14 protein-coding genes and 1 pseudogene are annotated in these 18,723 nt (G+C 65.6%); 10 read left to right on the top strand and 5 right to left on the bottom strand.

Annotation, left to right across the window (positions count from 1 at the left end; translation table 11 throughout):
• Positions 1-6 precede the first annotated feature (6 nt).
• The 4 genes from ACZ1G8_RS06595 to ACZ1G8_RS06580 all read right to left on the bottom strand — a co-directional run bounded on the left by ACZ1G8_RS06595 (position 7) and on the right by ACZ1G8_RS06580 (position 5,449).
• On the bottom strand, positions 7-747 hold the full coding sequence (locus ACZ1G8_RS06595) for a TSUP family transporter (protein WP_472681133.1): 741 nt from the start codon (positions 745-747) through the stop codon (positions 7-9).
• Positions 748-1,494 carry a sulfite exporter TauE/SafE family protein gene (locus ACZ1G8_RS06590; protein ID WP_472681132.1) on the bottom strand — a complete coding sequence of 249 codons (747 nt, stop codon included), beginning with the start codon at positions 1,492-1,494 and terminating at the stop codon, positions 748-750. It lies immediately after the preceding gene.
• A gap of 9 nt (positions 1,495-1,503) precedes the next feature.
• Positions 1,504-3,534, bottom strand: coding sequence for a threonine--tRNA ligase (gene thrS / locus ACZ1G8_RS06585; RefSeq protein WP_472681131.1), 2,031 nt, complete (start codon positions 3,532-3,534; stop codon positions 1,504-1,506).
• A 241-nt stretch (positions 3,535-3,775) separates the two neighbouring features.
• A complete protein-coding gene (locus tag ACZ1G8_RS06580; protein WP_472681130.1) occupies positions 3,776-5,449 on the bottom strand; it encodes an alkaline phosphatase D family protein in 1,674 nt (557 codons plus the stop codon).
• A gap of 161 nt (positions 5,450-5,610) precedes the next feature.
• Between ACZ1G8_RS06580 and ACZ1G8_RS06575 the strand changes: the two genes are divergently transcribed.
• The 10 genes and pseudogenes from ACZ1G8_RS06575 (at position 5,611) to ACZ1G8_RS06530 (ending at position 17,609) form a co-directional block, all read left to right on the top strand.
• The gene (locus tag ACZ1G8_RS06575) at positions 5,611-5,796 is read left to right on the top strand and encodes a hypothetical protein (protein WP_472681129.1); all 186 of its coding nucleotides are present in this window, start codon (positions 5,611-5,613) and stop codon (positions 5,794-5,796) included.
• A complete protein-coding gene (locus ACZ1G8_RS06570) occupies positions 5,793-6,392 on the top strand; it encodes a hypothetical protein (RefSeq protein ID WP_472681128.1) in 600 nt (199 codons plus the stop codon). Before ACZ1G8_RS06575 ends, ACZ1G8_RS06570 begins: the two co-directional genes overlap by 4 nt.
• Positions 6,389-6,580, top strand: a complete 192-nt coding sequence (locus tag ACZ1G8_RS06565; RefSeq protein ID WP_472681127.1) for a helix-turn-helix transcriptional regulator — start codon at positions 6,389-6,391, stop codon at positions 6,578-6,580. The genes ACZ1G8_RS06570 and ACZ1G8_RS06565 overlap by 4 nt, the downstream gene beginning before the upstream one ends.
• A gap of 92 nt (positions 6,581-6,672) precedes the next feature.
• Positions 6,673-7,758: a YjgN family protein gene (locus ACZ1G8_RS06560; RefSeq protein WP_472681126.1), complete on the top strand. Its 1,086-nt coding sequence runs from the start codon at positions 6,673-6,675 to the stop codon at positions 7,756-7,758.
• 3 nt (positions 7,759-7,761) lie between these two features.
• Entirely contained in the window at positions 7,762-8,829 is a 1,068-nt protein-coding gene (locus ACZ1G8_RS06555; protein ID WP_472681124.1) for a M48 family metallopeptidase, read from the top strand.
• A 45-nt stretch (positions 8,830-8,874) separates the two neighbouring features.
• Positions 8,875-9,621, top strand: a complete 747-nt coding sequence (locus ACZ1G8_RS06550; RefSeq protein ID WP_472681122.1) for an alpha/beta fold hydrolase — start codon at positions 8,875-8,877, stop codon at positions 9,619-9,621.
• A 15-nt stretch (positions 9,622-9,636) separates the two neighbouring features.
• Positions 9,637-10,500 carry a tetratricopeptide repeat protein gene (locus ACZ1G8_RS06545; RefSeq protein WP_472681120.1) on the top strand — a complete coding sequence of 288 codons (864 nt, stop codon included), beginning with the start codon at positions 9,637-9,639 and terminating at the stop codon, positions 10,498-10,500.
• The gene (locus ACZ1G8_RS06540) at positions 10,497-11,474 is read left to right on the top strand and encodes an LLM class flavin-dependent oxidoreductase (RefSeq protein ID WP_472681119.1); all 978 of its coding nucleotides are present in this window, start codon (positions 10,497-10,499) and stop codon (positions 11,472-11,474) included. Before ACZ1G8_RS06545 ends, ACZ1G8_RS06540 begins: the two co-directional genes overlap by 4 nt.
• Positions 11,475-11,634: 160 nt before the next feature.
• Positions 11,635-16,329: an NAD-glutamate dehydrogenase gene (locus ACZ1G8_RS06535; protein WP_472681118.1), complete on the top strand. Its 4,695-nt coding sequence runs from the start codon at positions 11,635-11,637 to the stop codon at positions 16,327-16,329.
• Between the two features lie 52 nt (positions 16,330-16,381).
• A pseudogene (locus tag ACZ1G8_RS06530) lies at positions 16,382-17,609 on the top strand (NAD(P)/FAD-dependent oxidoreductase).
• Here the strand turns inward: ACZ1G8_RS06530 and queG are convergent.
• A complete protein-coding gene (queG, locus tag ACZ1G8_RS06525) occupies positions 17,593-18,657 on the bottom strand; it encodes a tRNA epoxyqueuosine(34) reductase QueG (RefSeq protein ID WP_472681115.1) in 1,065 nt (354 codons plus the stop codon). The pseudogene ACZ1G8_RS06530 and the gene queG sit on opposite strands and share 17 nt — an antisense overlap.
• Positions 18,658-18,723 lie beyond the last annotated feature (66 nt).

Raw genomic sequence — 18,723 nt, 5'->3', positions numbered from 1 at the left:
AAAATCCTACCCTTCCAAGAGTTTGTAGAGCGCGCCTGCTGCCGCACCGCCGAGGACGAGTGCGACCGAGACCTGCCATTGGCGTGCGCTCACGCGGCCGAAAGCGGCATGGCCGAAGAGGTCTCCGACCAGGACCGCGGGGAAGAGAAGGAGGGCGAGCAGCACCTCGCGCATGCCTCCCACGCCGAGCAGGATGAAAAGCAGCGAAGACAGCGGTGTCAGCACCAGGAAAATCGCCATCATCGAGGCACGCGCGGCGCGCGGTTCGAGCCGCCCACGCAGGTAGAAAGGCGCCATGCCCGGGCCCGGCATTCCGGCAAAACCGCCGAAGAAGCCGGTGAAGAAGCCCGAAAGGCCCATCGCGGGCTTGCGCGGCATGGCCACCTTGCCGAGCGGGACCACCACGAGCACGAAGGCTCCGAGCGACACCATGGCAATCAGGAGGCGCGCCCAGTCGGCGCTCAGCGTCACCAGCGCCCAGAGGCCGAGCGGCATGCAGGCGAGCGCGAGCAGCGTGATCGGAATCGCCGAGCGGTCGGCATCGCGGCGGATGCGCCCGATGTCGGTCAATCCGATGAGGAACAGCGAGATATTGCCCACCAGCACCGCCTCTTTCGGCGCGATGGTGAGCGCGAGCACCGGCACGATAACGACCGAGAGGCCGAAGCCCGCCAGCCCGCGAACGAAGCCCGCCGCAAGCGCGGTGAGCAGCGCGATGGCGATCGCTTCGAGTAGCAGGCCGAGCATCTAGCCGAGCGCCTTCACAAGCGCCGCGACCGCCGCCGCACCGAGCACGAGGCCAACGCAGATGCGCCAGGTCCTGTCGGCTATCCGGCCAGACGCCTTGTTGCCCAGCCAGTTGCCGAGCAGCACGGCAGGGAACAGCAGGGCAGCGAGCAGTACGAGCGTCGCCTCGAGCACGCCGAGCGCTGCGCCGCTCACCAGCCCGGTTGTCGAGGCGCAGGTGAAAATCAGCAGCATCGATGCCTTGGCGGTCTCGCGCGGGATGTCGCGCCCGACGTAATAGGGCACCACGGGCGGTCCGGGCATGCCGGCATAGCCCGTCATCAGCCCGCTCATCACGCCGACACTCCCAGTGGTCGCCGGGTGGTGGTCCAGCGCGCCGCGGCGCGGGAGCAGGATGGCGAGGAATGCCGAGAGCGCTATGAAGGCGATCACCACTCGCGCAAGCGCAGGGCTGGTCACGCTCAGCAGGTAGAGGCCGACCGGAGTGGTGACTGCCACCAGGGCGATGATCACCCATGCCGAGCGTTCGGCATTACGCAGCAAGCGCCGGATCTCCGACAGGCCGATAAAGACCGAGAGGAAGTTCGTCAGCAGTACGGCATCGAGCGGCGACAATGCCAGGGCGAGCACCGGCACCAGCAGGATCGCCATGCCGAAACCGGTCAGCCCGCGCACGAAAGCCGAGCCGAAAGCGGCCAGCAGCGCGGCGACTATCGCCGCCCAGCCGTAGCCTGCAAGCAGCTCCATCGCGCGCGCTTATCCTTCGCGCAGGTCCGGCGGAGTCGCCTCGGTCTTCAGCATCGCAATCGCTTCCTCGAGCGGCATCACCTTCTGATGCTGCTGGCCGAGCGTGCGCACGGCGACCGTGCCTTCCTCGGCCTCGCGATTGCCGACCACCAGCAGGTGCGGGACCTTGGCGACCGAGTGTTCGCGGACCTTGTAGTTGATCTTCTCGTTGCGAAGATCGCTTTCAACGCGGATGCCGGCAGCTTCGAGCTTGGCGACCGCTTCCTTGGCATAGTCGTCTGCGTCCGAGACGATGGTCGCGACCACCGCTTGCGTCGGCGCGAGCCAGCACGGCAGACGGCCGGCAAAATGCTCGATCAGGATGCCGATGAAGCGTTCGTAGGAACCGAAGATCGCACGGTGCAGCATGACCGGGCGGTGCTTCTCGCCGTCTTCGCCGACATAGGTCGCATCGAGACGTTCGGGCAGCACGCGGTCGCCCTGGATCGTGCCGACCTGCCAAGTGCGGCCGATGGCATCGGTGAGGTGCCATTCGAGCTTGGGCGCATAGAAGGCGCCTTCGCCGGGAAGTTCCTCCCAGCCGTATTCCTCGTTCGCCATGCCTGCCTCGGCCACGGCGTCGCGCAGTTCCTGCTCCGCCTTGTCCCAGTCCGCCTCGCTGCCGAAGCGCTTTTCGGGGCGCAGCGCGAGCTTCACGTGATAGCTGAATCCGAAGTCGCGATAGACTTCGTCGGCCAATTTGCAGAAGGCGCGGACCTCTTCGACGACCTGTTCCTCGGTGCAGAAGATATGCGCATCGTCCTGCGTGAACTGGCGCACGCGCATGAGCCCATGGAGCGCGCCATGAGGTTCGTTGCGGTGGCAGCAGCCCATCTCGCCAAGACGGATCGGCAGGTCGCGATAGGACGTGATGCCCTGCTTGAAGACCAGCACGTGGGCCGGGCAGTTCATAGGCTTGATCGCCATCCAGTCGCTGTCGTCGGCAACCTTGGGGCTCGCGCCCTTGCCGTCATTGTCATCGCCCAGCCCTTCGACCTCGGGGACGATGTCCGGCACGGCAAACATGTTCTCGGCATACTTGCCCCAGTGGCCCGACTGCTCCCACTGGCGCACGTCCATCAGCTGCGGCGTCTTGATTTCCTGATAGCCCGCCCCGTCCATCTTGCGGCGCATGTAGGCCTCCAGCTCGCGCCAGATGCGATATCCGTTGGGGTGCCAGAAGACGCTACCATGCGCCTCTTCCTGCAGGTGGAACAGGTCCATCTCGCGGCCCAGCTTGCGGTGGTCGCGCTTGGCGGCCTCTTCCAGCCGCGTGAGATGTGCATTGAGCTGCTTCTTGTTGAGCCAGCCCGTGCCGTAGATACGCGTGAGCTGCGCGTTCTTCTGGTCGCCGCGCCAGTAGGCACCGGCGACGCGCATGAGCTTGAAGGCCTGCGGGTCGAGCTTGCCCGTCGACGCAAGGTGCGGGCCGCGGCACATGTCGAGCCAGTCTTCGCCCGACCAGTACACCGTGAGTTCCTCGTCCTCGGGCAGTTCCTTGGCCCATTCGGCCTTGAAGACTTCGCCCTCGGCTTCCCACTTGTCGATCAGCTGCTGGCGGCTCCAGACTTCGCGCTTCAATGGCTTGTCGGCCTTGATGATGCGGCGCATCTCCTCCTCGATTGCGGGGAGGTCGTCCATTGAGAACGGCTCGCGCGTGTCGGGAGCCTTCACATCGTAATAGAAGCCATCGTCCGTCGCAGGACCGAAAGTGATCTGCGTGCCGGGGAAGAGCGACTGGACGGCTTCTGCGAGCACGTGTGCAAAGTCGTGACGTGCGAGCTCGAGCGCATCGTCCTCGTCTCGGGCAGTGACCAGCGCGAGCTCGGCATCGCCTTCGAAGGGGCGGTTAATGTCGCGCAGCTCACCATCGACGCGCGCGGCGATGGCGGCCTTGGCGAGGCCCGGGCCGATCGCGGCGGCGACGTCGGCAGGCGTGCTGCCGGGTTCCATTTCGCGCACCGAACCATCGGGCAGGCTGATCTTCAAAAGTTCCGTCATCGTCTCATCCGTTGCTTGTCGAGGCCCATGGCACAACAGGGCGCACGCTTGAAGCGGCGTTTTGGGAGAATTTCGCGATTTCGGGAGGAACGCCTGCCACCCGAAACCGGGTGGCGGCAGCTCGCGTCAGTCCGCGACTACCCGCCCCCGGTTGCCCGAGGTGGTGGTAGTAGTGGTCGTGATGCGTGCCTGCGTCATGCGCCACCAGATAGCGGCGAGGGGTTAATTTCTCAACCCGTCCTTATCCGATAGCATCGAGTTTACGCGCACCGGCGAGCGTGGTGACACGCCGGGTCGCCACGACACTTGCGCCCTTCTCGCGCACGCTGGAGAGGAAGCGGAACTCGCTGCTGGCACTGCCCGGGGTCAGTTCGACCGCCATGTAACCGCGGCGCGAGGCATCCATCCACTTGAGCTCCGGATTACGCGCGACGAGGGCGCGGGCGATGTCATCGGGTGCCAGCTGCGGCAGGAAGTTTTCGAGGCCGGGCGAGGTCACGCCCTGGACGCCGAACTCGACGCCGGCCGCCTCGCCATCATGCGCGAGATCGAAGGCCCAGGCATTGTGCGTGTCCCCGGCCAGGCTGATGAGGTTCGCGTCGGCTGCCAGTCCTGCTTCGTAGAGCCTTGCGCGGGCGGCGGGATAGCCGTCCCATGCGTCCATGTTCAGCGGCAGCTCTGCGCGGCTCGCCATGGCACCCGAGATGACACGCTGCCGGACGAAATCGGGAAGGCCCTCGGGCAGGGTATCCGTAAGCGAAGTGGCCGAGGCGACCTTGCCCATCAACACCTGCTGGACGAGCACCTGCCAAGTCTTTCCGGCGCGGCGCGAGGCCTTGAGGCCCTCTGCCAGCCATGCCTGCTGGTCGCTTCCGAGCACTTCGCGCGTCGGATCGAGATAATCTCCGTTCCGGAAAGCGGTGAGCCGGGCAATGCCTTCTTCCTGCGATGTCATGCCGCGCAGCAGCGAGCCGTAATCGAACTGCTCCGCCCGCGCGCTCAGGCGCGTTTCGAGCCGGTAGAGAGTGGCGAGGTCGCCGATCTCGTAGGTCTCCCAGGGCCGATCGGAGACGGGCATCCATTCGCGATAGGCCTTCATCGCGGCAGCCTTGCGCACCGACCAGCTGCCTTCGATCTCGGGCTGGTGGTTCTGGGCGCCGCCCTCCCAGCTGTCGTTGGTGCTCTCGTGATCGTCCCAGCCGGAGATCATCGGGTAGAGCTGGTGGATGCGCTGGAGGTCCTTGTCCGCCCGGTAGGTCGCATAGCGTGCGCGGTACTCTGCCAGCGCAACGGTCTCGCCCTGCGGGTCGAGCGGGGTGCGGCCGGGAAGCGTCTCGCGCTCGCTCGGATAGGTGCCTTGCGGATATTCGTAGAAGTAGTCGCCGAGGTGGAGCGTGCAGTCGAACTCGTTCGCCTCTGCCGCGTGGGCGTAGGCGTTGAACCAGCCGAATCCGATATTCGAGCATGAGAATACCGCCATCCGCCAGCGCGCGGTCGGCCCCTCGGGAAGCGTACGCGTGCGGCCGATATCGGAGACCGTCCCGTCGGGCGCAATGAAGCGGTAGTAGTACCAGGTCCCTGCCCTGAGACCGTCGGCCCACGACTTGGCGCACCAGTCGTTCTCGGCGCGCGGGAGCGCGCTGCCGCCAGCGACCGTCGATGCGAAATCAGCCGTTTCGGACACCTGCCATTCGAGCGCAACGGACTGGTCGGCGACATAGCGGGTCCACAGGAGCACCTTGTCGACGCCCGGCTCGCCGCTGGCCACGCCGTGCGTGAAGCCGGACTTCCCCGATGCCATTTGCGCCGAGAGCGGCGCGGAAAGAGCGCCTGCGCCCAGCACGCCTCCCTTGAGCAGGCTGCGCCGGTCGAGGCTTGCAATTGGGGCGGCAGCGGGTGGCTCGGTCTTGAACATCGATGTCTCTCCTCTGGGCCCTCATGCCTGCGCCCAATGACGACGAAATGACAAGCAGGAATGCACGACCTGACAAGCGAGCGCTCCATTATGGAAAGCACACTTGACACGATGGGCGAATCATGACAAACACGCTTTACATCTAGAAAAGGACGCTTGCCATGAAACAGATCTATCTCTCGCTGCTCGTCGCTGCCGCCATGATCGGCATCGCCGTGCTCGCCGTGTTTGAAATCGTGCCCGAGGAGGTGGCGCAATTCTCGCCCTTTCTCCTCCTCGCCCTTTTTCCCGGGGCATGGCTCGGTTCTGACCGGTCCTGCAATCTACTGAAGAAGAGCAAGGCATGAGCAGCTTCACGCGCACAGTGCCCTTCTGGGCCGGGCTGGCGTTCGGCACCTTCGGGGCCGTCATGGGCCTCGCCCTGTCTGACGCCATCAATGCGGCGACAGCCCTCATCCTGATGATCGTTCCCGCCGGCCTGTTCTTCCAGACCATGCGGGTCGCCAACACCGCCACCGCCTGCAGCGGACGCGGAGAGGCACAGCGCCTCTATGTGAAGCGGGTCGCGATCTTCGCCTCGACCTATCTCGTCGTGATCGCCCTGCAGGTCAGCCTGCTCGGCGGCGACGATACGTCCGAGGCCTCGCTTGCAGCGCGCGCGGCCCTGTCGGTCATGCCCGGCCTCGCCATTTGCGGGATCTTCTGGGCCATCGGACGCCTGATCCTCGACGAGAAGGACGAATTCATCCGCATGCTGATCGTGCGCCAGACGCTGATCGCGACCGGCTTCGCCCTCGGCTTCGCAACCATCTGGGGTTTCCTGGAGGCGGGCGAAGTGGTGCCGCACATCCCTGCCTACTGGTTCGCGGTCGCCTTCTTCGGCGGCCAGTTCATCGGCGCTGCGTCCAACCGGATCACCCATGGTTCGTGGGGTGCGCTGTGAAGAACCGTCTCAAGGTGCTGCGCGCCATGCGCGACTGGAGCCAGCAGGATCTCGCCGACCGGCTCGAGGTCAGCCGCCAGAGCGTGAACGCGATCGAGACCGGGCGCTACGACCCCTCGCTCCCGCTCGCCTTCAAGATCGCCGATGTGTTCGAAATGCCCATCGAAGAGATATTCGAGCGCGACTGAACCCGGCCGCGCTTGACTTGGGCGACCCTCCAATCGATTGTCCTTCCCGGACGGGAATTGATACGACATTCGTTGGGGGGTCGCCTTTACTTATGTATTATGAAGATATGCAGGCCGAAAGCGCTTTCGGCTTCGACGGCACGTGGCAGGATTTCGCGAAAATCGCCCTGCCGAACCTTTTGCTGACAATCGTCACGTTGGGCATTTACCGCTTCTGGGCAACCACCCGCGAGCGCCAGTACCTGTGGTCGCACACGCGCTTCGTCGACGAGCGTCTCGAATGGACGGGCAAGGGGATGGAGCTGTTCATCGGCTTTCTGATCGTGGCGGTAGTGCTCGGCATTCCCTTCGCCCTCATCAACTTCATCGCACAGGGCCTGATCTTCCGCGGAATGCAGGAATGGGTCGGCGTGATGGGTCTGACGATCTTTGTCCTGACCCTCTACCTCACCGGCCTCGCCCGCTTCCGCGCGCTGCGTTATCGCCTGTCGCGCACCCGCTGGCGCGGCATTCGCGGCGGCAGCGACGATCCCGGCTTCGGATACGGCTGGTCCTATTTCTGGAAGACCATGGTCGGCCAGATGGTGCTCGGCCTGCTCGTGCCCTGGTCGATGACCAGCCTGTGGAACGAGCGCTGGAGCAAGATGAGCTTCGGCCCGTACCGTTTCGAAGCCTATGCGGATTCGAGCAACATCTTCGCGCGCTACCTGTTGTTTTACCTCGCGCCGATCCTCCTGTTCGTGGCGATGGGCTTCGCCGCGGTAACCGGGGGCGGCATCGGAGGCGGTCTGGGCGGCGAGACCGGGATGGGCATCGGCATGGGCCTCGGCATCATCATCGCGCTGTTCGTGTGGTTTTTCGCGCTCGGCCTGATCGCGGCTGCCTTCTATGCGAAATATTACCGCGAAGTGGTCGCCAAGACGCTCTGGAAGGACCTCAACTTCAACTTCGAAGCCTCCACCATGGACTGGGTGAAGCTCTATATCGGCGACTTCTTCCTCGTCGTGCTGACCTTCGGCCTCGGCTATGTCTTCCTGTCGTACCGTCACTGGAAGTTCTTCATCACGCATATGGAAGCCAGCGGCGACATCCTGCTCGACGAGCTGACGCAGTCGACCACCGCGACCTCCAAGCATGGCGAAGGCCTGCTCGACGCCTTCGACATCGGGGCGATCTGATCGATGGAAAGGGCATTCCAGACCCCGGCCCAGTGGTATGACGGTCATAGCGCCGTCCGCCACGAGGGCGAGGCCACCTGGGATGGCAGGGGCAAGCTAACGCTGCGCGGCTTCACGAGCGAGATGGAAATCGAGCTCTCCGATCTCGAATATGGCGAGCATCGCGGCGGGGAGTTGGTTTATCGCAGTACCAGCCAGCCCGATTTCCGGCTGATCCTGCCCGAAGAGCTGCCGCCCGGCCTCGCCGCGCACCTGCCCGCAAAGCAGACCTACGGCGCATGGGTCGACAAGCTCGGCCTCGGCAAGGCGGCTGCCATTTTCGCCGCTTTCAGTATCGGTGCGGTCGCGCTGTTCATGACCGCGCCCGAATGGCTCGGCCCGCGCATCCCGCAAAGCTGGGAGCGCAATCTCGGCGATGCGATGGTCGGCGATCTCGGCAACCGGTTGTGCAGCACGCCGCAGGGCGATGCCGCGCTCGCCAAGCTGCTCGACGCGGTCGACCCGGAGGACCAGCAGGTCCGCGCCGGTGTCGCCAATATCGGGATGGTCAACGCAGTTGCTCTGCCCGGCGGTCAGGTGCTGCTGTTCGACGGGCTGGTGCAGGAAGCCGAAACGCCCGAGGAACTCGCCGGCGTGCTCGGCCACGAGGTCGGCCACGTGCGCGAACGCCACGTGATGACCGCGCTGCTGAGACAGTTCGGCCTGTCGATCCTCCTCTCGGGCGCCAATTCGGGAGTGGGCGATACCGTGTTCGGTCTCGCCTCGATGGGCTATTCGCGCGATGCCGAGCGCGAGGCGGACCAATTCGCACGCGACCGGATGGAGGAAAGCAATGTTTCTCCGCTCGGCGCTGCGCGCTTCTTCGAGCGTCTCGGCGGCGATGAAGAGGGTGAGCAGAATGCAATCACCGGCTGGGTGTCGAGCCACCCCGAACCGGCCGAGCGCGCCAAGGCCTATCGCGAGGCGGCCGAGGGAGGGAACTTCGCTCCCGTCCTGACAGAGGGCGAATTCAACGCGCTCAAGTCGATGTGCAAGCAGGACCGCGATGTCGAGGAATTCGATCTGTTCTGATCGCCCCCTTGCATTCGCGCGCCGCAGGTCCGACACCGCCCGCTGATGACTGACATCCGCTTCCACGATCTCGCCGACGGACGCCGCATCGCCTTCCGTCATCTCGAGGGCGATGGCCCGACACTGGTCTTCCTGCCCGGCTACATGTCCGACATGGATGGCGGCAAGGCCACGGCGCTGTTCGAATGGGCCCGCAGGGAAGGCCGCGCCTGCCTGCTGCTCGATTATTCGGGCTGCGGGCAAAGCGATGGCGATTTCGCAGACGGAAGCCTGTCGCGCTGGCGCGAGGAAGTGATCGCGCTGATCGGCGCATATGTGAGCGGCGAGGTCGTGCTCGTCGGATCGTCGATGGGCGGATGGCTGATGCTGCTTTGCGGCCTCGAACTCGGCGAGCGGCTTGCCGGCATGATAGGCATCGCCGCAGCGCCGGACTTCACCGAATGGGGCTACACCATCGCGCAGAAGCGTGTGATGGCGGGAGGCGAGACGGTCTTCGAGGACAACCCTTACGGCCCCGAGCCGACTCCGACCCATCCCGGCTTCTTCTCCGACGGACAGGCTCAGCTACTGCTTTCCGGCGAGATCGCGATCGATGCCCCCGTGCGCCTGCTCCATGGCCAGCGCGACGAGGATGTTCCGTGGGACACCAGCATGCGGCTGGCGAGCGCACTGCGTTCGGACAACGTTCAACTCGCCCTCGTAAAGGATGGCGACCACCGCCTTTCGCGCGAGCAGGATATCGCCCTGCTCCTGCGCACCGCCAGCGGCCTTCTGGCCGAGCTGGCACAGTAATTTTCCGGAGCACGCGTGACCCTGATCCTTGCCCCCACCCTAATCCTGCTGATGCAGGTCGGACCCGATCCCTCCGTGGGCAGTATGCCGGGCCTGCCCGATGAACTCGCCGACCGGCCGGAGCGTGGCGAAATGCAGGCGCCGCAGGAATCGCTTTCGGAATGCTTGCGCGAGGCATCGTCCTTTCCCCAGGCCGCGCTCGACCGCGCTCAGGCATGGCGCGAAACCGCCCAGACCGACCTGGAATTTGCCCAGTCCGCCCATTGCCTCGGCCTAGCGCTGGTGCAGCTGGGCGGACTCGACGAGGCGCGCCGCGCCTTCGAGGTCGGGAGCGGAGAAGCACCGGCAGACAACCTTTCCTATTCGGCAAGGCTGGCGGCAATGGCCGGCAATGCCGCGCTCGCCGCGGGCGATGTCGAAGGCGCACTGCCGCTGCTCGACCGCGCCGGGGGGCAGGCGCTGGCAGCCGGTGACGGCGCGCTTGCCGCAGACCTGCGCGTAGACCTTGCGCGTGTGCTCGTGCGCGTGGGCCGCGAGGAAGACGCCGCGCTGGCGTTGGGCGAAGCGCGCGAGGCCGACGGCGACGATGCCGAGGCCTGGCTGCTTTCTGCGACGCTCTCGCGGCGGCTTGGCAGGCTCGGCGAAGCGCAGGCGCAGATCGAGCGTGCGGCGCTCTTGACTCCGCGTGATCCACAGGTCGGTCTCGAGGCAGGCGTGATTGCCGCCATGTCGGGGCGCGAGAGCGATGCGCGGGCAAGCTTCGGCTCGGTGCTGGCCGTAGCCCCGGGCGGCCGCGAGGCGGACAGGGCGCAGCGCTATCTCGACCAGCTCGGCCCCGAAGAACCCGAGCTTCCCGAAGAGGACATCTTCCCCGAATGACCGCCTACTCGGTCCTCGATCTCGTGCCCGTGCGCGAAGGCGGGACTCTGGGCGAGGCCTTCGAGGCGGCCACGGCGCTTGCCGTTGCTGCCGAGGAAGCGGGCTGTGCGCGCTACTGGGTCGCCGAGCACCACGCGATGGAAGGCATCGCCGGCGGCGCGACCTCGGTCGTTCTGGCCCATGTCGGTAATGCGACGAACACCATCCGCATCGGCTCGGGCGGGATCATGCTGCCCAACCACACGCCGTTCCTGATCGCCGAGCAGTTCGGCACGCTCGATGCGCTCTTTCCCGGCCGCGTGGACCTCGGCCTTGGCCGCGCTCCGGGAGCCGGTCCCGAATTGCAGCGTGCGCTGCGCAAGGATCTCCATCGCGCCGCCGAGATGTTCCCGCAGGACGTAGTCGAGCTGATGGCGCTGATGGCAGGCGAAGGTGAGATTCACCCGACGCCGGGCCGCGGCGCGAACCCTGAATTCTGGATGCTCGGCTCGAGCCTGTTCGGTGCGCAACTCGCCGCACGGCTCGGCATACCCTACGCTTTCGCGAGCCATTTCGCGCCCGATCATCTCGATGCGGCGCTCGAGATCTATCGCCGCGATTTCCGCCCCAGCGATGCGCACAGATATCCCCGCGTCATGGCCGCGATGAACTTGTTCTGCGCCGAAACGCAGGAAGAGGCGGAGACCCTGGCGACCTCGCAGATGCAGGCCTTCGTCGCGTTGCGCACCGGCAAGCCCTCGAAACTCAAGCCTCCGGTCGTGGGTTATCGCGACCAGCTGCCCGCGCCCGCACAGGCGATGCTCGCCCATATCGGGCAGGCCAGCGCCATCGGCACGCCCGAGCAGTGCGCAGAGGCGGTCGGCAACTTCCTTGCCCGCACCCGCGCCGACGAGATCATCTTCGCCGGCCCCACCTTTGATCCGCAGGCGCGCATTTCCTCGCTGCGGCTTGCGATGGAACAGCTTGCCGCCTGACGCTACGGCAGCGGGCACGTGCATAGGAATGCAAAAATGCATTCTCGCCGCTTGAAGTGGCTCTCCAACAGGCCTAATCGCCGCCTCTGACAAAGCCGGGTAACGACTCGGATATTACAAGGCGCCGCAATTTTTTCGCGCCGCAAGCGAGAGGCCCCAGATGGGTTCCAAGACCGCCACTTCCCCCGCAACCCAGACCAAGGCGCTCGCGCAGCACATGCGCGACTCTATGCTGCCGGGTGACACACCATTCGATCCCAAGCGCCTCGACGAGGCCGCCGCATTCGTGACCGAAACGGCCCAGAAGCGCGCCTTTGGCGAAGCGGCCATGGCCGTGGAATCGGTCTCCAACGGGCACCGCTACACGCGCATCGCGATCATCAATGACGACATGCCGTTCCTGGTCGATTCGACCGCGAGCACCATTGCCGCGCTAGGCATTTCGATCGACCGTCTCGTCCACCCGGTCGTGCCGGTAGAACGCACCAAGGATTGCACGCTCAGCCGCATCGACGAGGGCGAGCCTGAGGACGCCTACTGGGAATCGATGATCTACATCGAGACCACGCGCGTCGACGCCAAGCAGCGCCGCGCGCTTCAGGAAAAGCTCGCGGAGACGCTCGAGGACGTGCGTGCGGCCGTCACCGACTGGCCCAAGCTGCAAGAGCAGATGCGCGCCGATGCGAAGACGCTCGAGGACGAGGAAGGCAAGGCACTCCTCGACTGGCTCGATTCGGGCATGCTCACACAGCTCGGCCACGTCGTGCGCCTGCGCGACGGGACGCAGCAGGGCGAGCTCGGCATCTGCCGTGCGGGCGAGCCGGAACTGCTGGTGGATGCGAGCTACGAGCGCGCCTTCAAGTGGTTCGAGGGCAAGGGCGACGCCCGCACTCCGCTGATCATCAAGGCCAACCATCTCAGCCGCGTGCACCGCCACGTACCGCTCGACCTGTTCATCGTGCCCCGCCGCGAAGGCAAGAAGCTGGTGGCGCTGTCGGTTCATGCCGGTGTGTGGACCTCTGCCGCGCTCGCCACGCCTCCGCGCGGCGTGCCGATCCTGCGCGAGCGTCTCGACGCGATCCGCGACAAGCTGAATTTCGATGAAGGCGGCCATGCCGGCAAGGCGCTGGTCCACGCGATGACCGCGCTGCCGCACGACCTGTTGATCGGTTTCAGCGAGGAAGATACTGAGCGTGTCGCAACGATCATGATGGGTCTGGTCGACCGCCCGCGCCCGCGCCTCGCGCTGGTCGAGGCGCCGCTCGCCCGCCACTTGTTCGCTTTCGTCTGGCTGCCGCGCGATATGCTGGCAACGCAGGTCCGCCTGCAGATCAAGTCGCTCCTCGAAGACAGCGCAGCCGCGCGCCTGCTCGACTGGAGCCTCGAGGTCGAGGGCGGCAACCTCGCGATGCTGCGTTTCGTGCTCGATATTCGTGACGGGGCGAGAGCTCCCGACGAAAAGGCCCTCGAACAACAGCTGCAGACCCTGCTGCGCGGCTGGAACGAGGCGGTCGAGAACGAGCTGCTCGACATGGTCGAGAAGGGCCGCGCGGCCGGTCTCGCCATGCGCTTTGCCGACAGTTTCCCCACCGCCTACCGCGCCCGCTTCGGCCCGCGCGAGGCGGCAGAGGACATCGCCCGCCTGCGCGCGCTCGGCATCCATGCCGAGGACGAGGAAGACGACGACGCGCCCCATCGCGGTGCGCGCCTCTACCTGTGCGAGCGCGAGGAAACGCCGCGCCTGCGCCTGAAGCTCTACCAGGCCGAGGGCAGTCTCCCGCTGTCCGACGCCGTGCCGGTGCTCGAGAACTTCGGCTTCCACGTGCAGGGCGAAATGCCCACCGTGCTGAGCGAGGGCAAACTCGGCACGATCCACGATTTCGCGCTGCAGCTTGCACCGGGTGTCGATGCGGGCGATCTCGTCGAGCGGGCCGATGCGATCGAGGAAGCGGTTGCCGAAGTCCTCAACGGCCACGCCGAGAACGACGTTTTCAACCGTCTCGTCGCCGAAGCAGGGCTCAATGCCTCTGCGGCCAACTGGCTGCGCGCCTTTTATCGCTACCTGCGCCAGGCGGGGATGGGTTTCACCATCTACACCGTGGTCGACGCGCTGGCGAAGAACCGCGACATCACCCGCGCGCTGATCGACCTGTTCACCGCGCGCCACGACCCCGCGTTCGAGGGCAATCGCGAAAGCGCGACCGAGATCGCCAAGAACGCGATCAAGCGCGGCCTCGCCAAGGTCAAGGCGATCAACGACGACCGCCTGCTGCGTCTCTACAACTCGCTGATCGACGCGATCCTGCGCACCAATTCCTTCGCGCAGGCAGCGAATGAAGCGCTTGCGTTCAAGATCGACAGCTCGCTCGTCCCGGGCCTGCCCAAGCCGATCCCCTGGCGCGAAATCTTCGTCTATTCGCGCCGCGTCGAAGGTATCCACCTGCGTTCGGGCCCCGTCGCGCGCGGCGGCCTGCGCTGGTCCGACCGGCGGGACGACTTCCGCACCGAGATCCTTGGCCTGATGAAGGCGCAGCGCGTGAAGAACGCCGTGATCGTGCCGACCGGCGCGAAGGGCGGTTTCTATCCCAAGCAGCTACCCGATCCGGCGATCGACCGTGACGGCTGGGCTGCAGAGGGGCAGGCGAGCTACGAGGTCTTCATCCGCACGCTGCTCTCGGTCACCGACAACATCATCGACGACAAGGTCGTGCACCCCGACGATGTCGTGATCACCGATGGCGAAGACCCCTATTTCGTGGTCGCCGCCGACAAGGGCACGGCACGCTTCTCCGACGTCGCCAACGCGATCGCGGAAAGCCGCGACTTCTGGCTCGATGATGCTTTCGCATCAGGGGGCTCGAAGGGTTACGACCACAAGGCCATGGGCATCACCGCAAAGGGTGCCTGGGTCAGCGTCCAGCGCCACTTCCTCGAGATGGGCATCGACGTGCAGAGCGAGCCCGTGCAGGTCGTGGGCTGCGGCGACATGTCGGGCGACGTGTTCGGCAACGGCATGCTGCTGTCGAAGGCGATCAAGCTGGTCGCCGCATTCGACCACCGCCACATCTTCCTCGATCCCGATCCCGATCCGGCCAAGAGCTGGAAGGAACGCCAGCGCATGTTCGACCTGCCGCGATCGAGCTGGGAGGACTACAATCCCAAGCTGATCTCGAAGGGCGGCGGGGTCTTCCCGCGCGATGCCAAGACGATCAAGCTGTCCAAGGCGATGCAGAAGGTCCTCGGCACCGAGGAGAAGGAGCTCGAGCCCGAAGCGCTGATCTCGATCATCCTCAAGTCGCCGGTCGACCTGATCTGGTTCGGCGGCATCGGCACCTACATCAAGGCCTCAAGCGAGAACAATGTCCAGGTCGGCGATCCGGCGAACGATCCGCTGCGCGTCGATGCCAAGGAAGTGCGTGCTCGCGTGATCGGCGAAGGCGCCAACCTCGGCACCACGCAGGCCGGACGCATCGAGTTCTCGCTCAATGGCGGGCGCTGCAACACCGACTTCATCGACAATTCGGCCGGCGTCGATTGCTCGGATAACGAGGTCAATATCAAGATCGCGCTCGCCGCGGCCAAGCGCGCGGGAAGGCTCGCCGAACCGCGCCGCGTCAAGCTGCTCGAGGAGATGACCGACGAGGTCAGCGCGCTGGTCCTGGAGGACAACCGCCTGCAGGCGCTCGCGCTGTCCGTCGCGGAAATCGGCGGCGCGCGCGCCATGGCCTCGCAGCTGCACCTCATCGAAACGCTCGAGGCGGGAGGAAATCTCGATCGCCGCACCGAGGGGTTGGCGGACAACCAGACGCTCCAGCGCCGCGCAGCAGACGGCATCGGCCTGACGCGGCCCGAGCTGGCCGTGCTGCTGTCCTCGACCAAGCTGGTCCTGCAGGACGCCATCGAGGAGAGCGACCTGCCCGACGACCCGATCCTCGAGGACCTGCTGTTGCGCAGCTTCCCCGAACCGATGCGCGGTCAGTTCAAGGCGCAGATCGAAAACCACCGCCTGCGCCGCGAGATCATCGCGACCAAGCTCGCCAATGCGATCGTCAACCGCCTCGGGATGATTCATCCTTTCGAGCTGGCAGAGGAAGAAGGCGTCGAACTCGCCGCCGTCGCAGCCGCCTTCGTTGCGGTGGCGCATCTCTTCGACCTGCGCAGCCTGTGGGGCGAACTCGACCGCGCGAAGATGGAGGAAGGCGCACGCCTCCTCATGTTCGACCGCCTGGCTGCGGCAACCGGCAACCTCATGTCCGATGTGCTGCGCACCAGCGCAGGCCATGTAAAGCCGGGCGAGATGGTCTCCGAACTGGGCAAGAACGTCTCGGTGCTGATCAACTGCTCGGACCAGCTGCTCGGCAGCGAGATCAAGAGCCAGTCGGCCAGGCAGCACGATATTTTCACGACTGCTGGCGCGCCCGATGCGATCGCCAGCCGCGTGACGCACATGTTCGATCTCGACGGCTCGGTCGGTCTTGCACGCCTCGCCGCCGACACGGAAATCGATCCCAAGATGCTCACGCAGGGCTTCACCGATATCGGCGCAATGATGGGTATCGACTGGGCGCAGAGCACCGCGGCCAAGATGAACCCTTCGGATGTTTGGGAGCGTTTGCTGACCTCGGGCCTTGCCCGCGACTTCCAGCAGATGCGGATCGAACTGCTGCGTCGCCTTTCGCGCCGCAAGGACGCGAAGAGCGACATGCCGCAGGTGGTCGAGAGCTGGGCGGATGACCAGTCGGTCGCGATGCGCCAGTTCCGCCTGATGGTCGATCGTGCGCAATCGCAGACGCCTGTCGCGCCGGCCATGCTCGCCCAGATCGCAAGCATGGCGCGCAATGTCCTGGCGCGCTGACGATCCTTGCAAAGCTTGACCGCGCGCGAGTTTGACGCCAGCCGTAGTGGCCATGGATCATTATGACGTCGTCATCGTGGGGTCGGGACACGGCGGCGCGCAGGCAGCAATAGCCTTGCGCCAGGCAGGCCATGAGGATCTCGATCCTGATGGTCAGCCGCGACCGCAATCCGCCCTACGAACGCCCGCCGCTATCGAAGGAATACCTCGGGGGCGAGAAGCCCTTCGAGAAGATCCTCATCCGTCCCGAGGCATTCTGGGCCGACAGGAATGTGACCCTGCGGCTTGGCGCGAATGCGAACGAGGTCGATCCGGTCAAGCACACGATCGCGCTCTCTGACGACACGATAGTCAGCTATCGCAAGCTCATCTGGGCAGGCGGCGGCGATGCGCGGCGACTGGGCTGCCCGGGCGCTGAGTTGGCAGGCATCCACACCATCCGCACGCGCCGCGATACCGACGCGCTGATGGCGGAGCTGGGCGCTGGCGCACAGCGCGCCGTGGTCATCGGCGCGGGCTATATCGGGCTCGAGGCGGCGGCCGTGCTGCGCAAGATGGACCGCGAAGTGACCGTCGTCGAAATGCAGGATCGCGTGCTCGCGCGCGTCGCGGGACCCGAAATCTCGGAATTCTACGCCGCCGAACATCGCAGCCACGGCGTCGACCTGCGGCTCGAGACGGGTGTCGAGCGGATCGAGGGCGACGGCGAGAAGGTCACCGGCGTCACGCTTTCGACCGGCGAGACCATCGCCTGCGAGATCGTCATCGTCGGCATCGGCATCGTTCCGGCCGTCGGCCCGCTGATCGCGGCAGGCGCTGCGGGCAGCAACGGGGTCGACGTGGACACGTTTTGTCGAACCTCGCTCGACGATATCTATGCCATCGGCGACTGCGCCGCGCATCCCAACCCCTATGCCGACAATGCCATCATCCGGCTGGAATCGGTGCAAAACGCCAACGACATGGCGAGTGTCGCGGCCAAGGCGATCATGGGGGACAAGCAGGATTACGATGCAGTGCCGTGGTTCTGGTCGAACCAGTACGATTTGCGGCTACAGACGGTCGGCATAGCCAATGGCTACGACCAGACCGTGCTGCGCGGCGATCCGGCGGAGCGCAAGTTCAGCCTGGTCTACCTGCGCGAGGGCACGGTGATCGCGCTCGACTGCGTCAACAACACTCGCGACTATGCGCAGGGACGCAAGCTGGTGATGGGCCGCGCCGAAGTCGATCCGGACCTTTTGGCGGACACCGAAGTGCCGCTCAAGGAGATGGGCTGAGAAGCCGCGCGGCTGCCCAGTCGGCTGCCTCCGCCACCACCGGATCGGGGTCGCTCCGAAGGGCCTCCACCTGCTTCGTCAATGAAACGTCGCCGCTGTTCCCTGCGGCATAGAGGCAATTTCTCACGAAGCGGTCGCGACCGATGCGCTTGATGGGCGAGCCGGAAAAGAATTGCCGGAAGCCCGCATCGTCGAAGGCAAGGAAGTCGGATAGCGGCGGGGCAATCAGTTCCCCGCGCGGCGCGAGCTTCATGTGCCGGTGCGCGGCATCGGCGAACTTGTTCCACGGGCACACCGCGAGGCAATCGTCGCAGCCGTAGATGCGGTTGCCGAGCGGTTTGCGGAATTCCTCCGGTATCGGCCCCTTGTGCTCGATCGTAAGGTAGGAAATGCACCGCCGCGCATCGAGCCGGTAGGCGGAAGGGAAAGCGTCGGTCGGGCAGGCGTCCTGGCAGGCACGGCACGATCCGCACATGTCGCGATGCGGCGCGTCGGGCGCGAAGGGTATCGTCGAATAGATCGCGCCGAGAAACAGCCAGCTGCCGTGCTCGCGGCTCACGAGATTGGTGTGCTTGCCCTGCCAGCCGATCCCCGCGGCCTCGCCGAGCGGCTTTTCCATGACCGGGGCGGTGTCGACGAAGACCTTGAGCTCGCTTTCAGGCGCCTCCGCGATGAGCCAGCGGGCAAGCGCCTTCAGCGCCTTCTTGACCACGTCGTGATAGTCGCGTCCATGCGCATAGACGGAGATCCGCGCCTTGTCGGGATGCTCTTCGAGCGCTAGCGGGTCGACATCGGGCGCGTAGCTCATGCCCAAGGCGATCACGCTTTTCGCCTCCGGCCAGAGACCCTGCGGGCTGGCACGCTGCGCCTTGCGGCTCTCCATCCACTCCATCGATGCGTGACGGCCCTCGCCGAGCCATTGCTCGAACCGCTCGGCGCGCAAGGGTTCCTCGCCCGCCCCGGTAAAGCCGCAGGCAGCGAAGCCGAGCGCCTTCGCCTCGGCTCTCAGGGCCTCCTGCAGTTCGTCTGGTGAGACGGCTTTAACCAAACTTGCTGTTGCTCCCGTTCACATCGCACGGTTAACTCGTCGGCCTATGTTGACCGAGACGGGTGC

The organism is Qipengyuania sp. BR81-2, assembly GCF_055693895.1.
The sequence above is the reverse complement of the archived record's forward strand: the minus strand, read 5'-3'. Positions and strand labels throughout refer to the sequence as shown.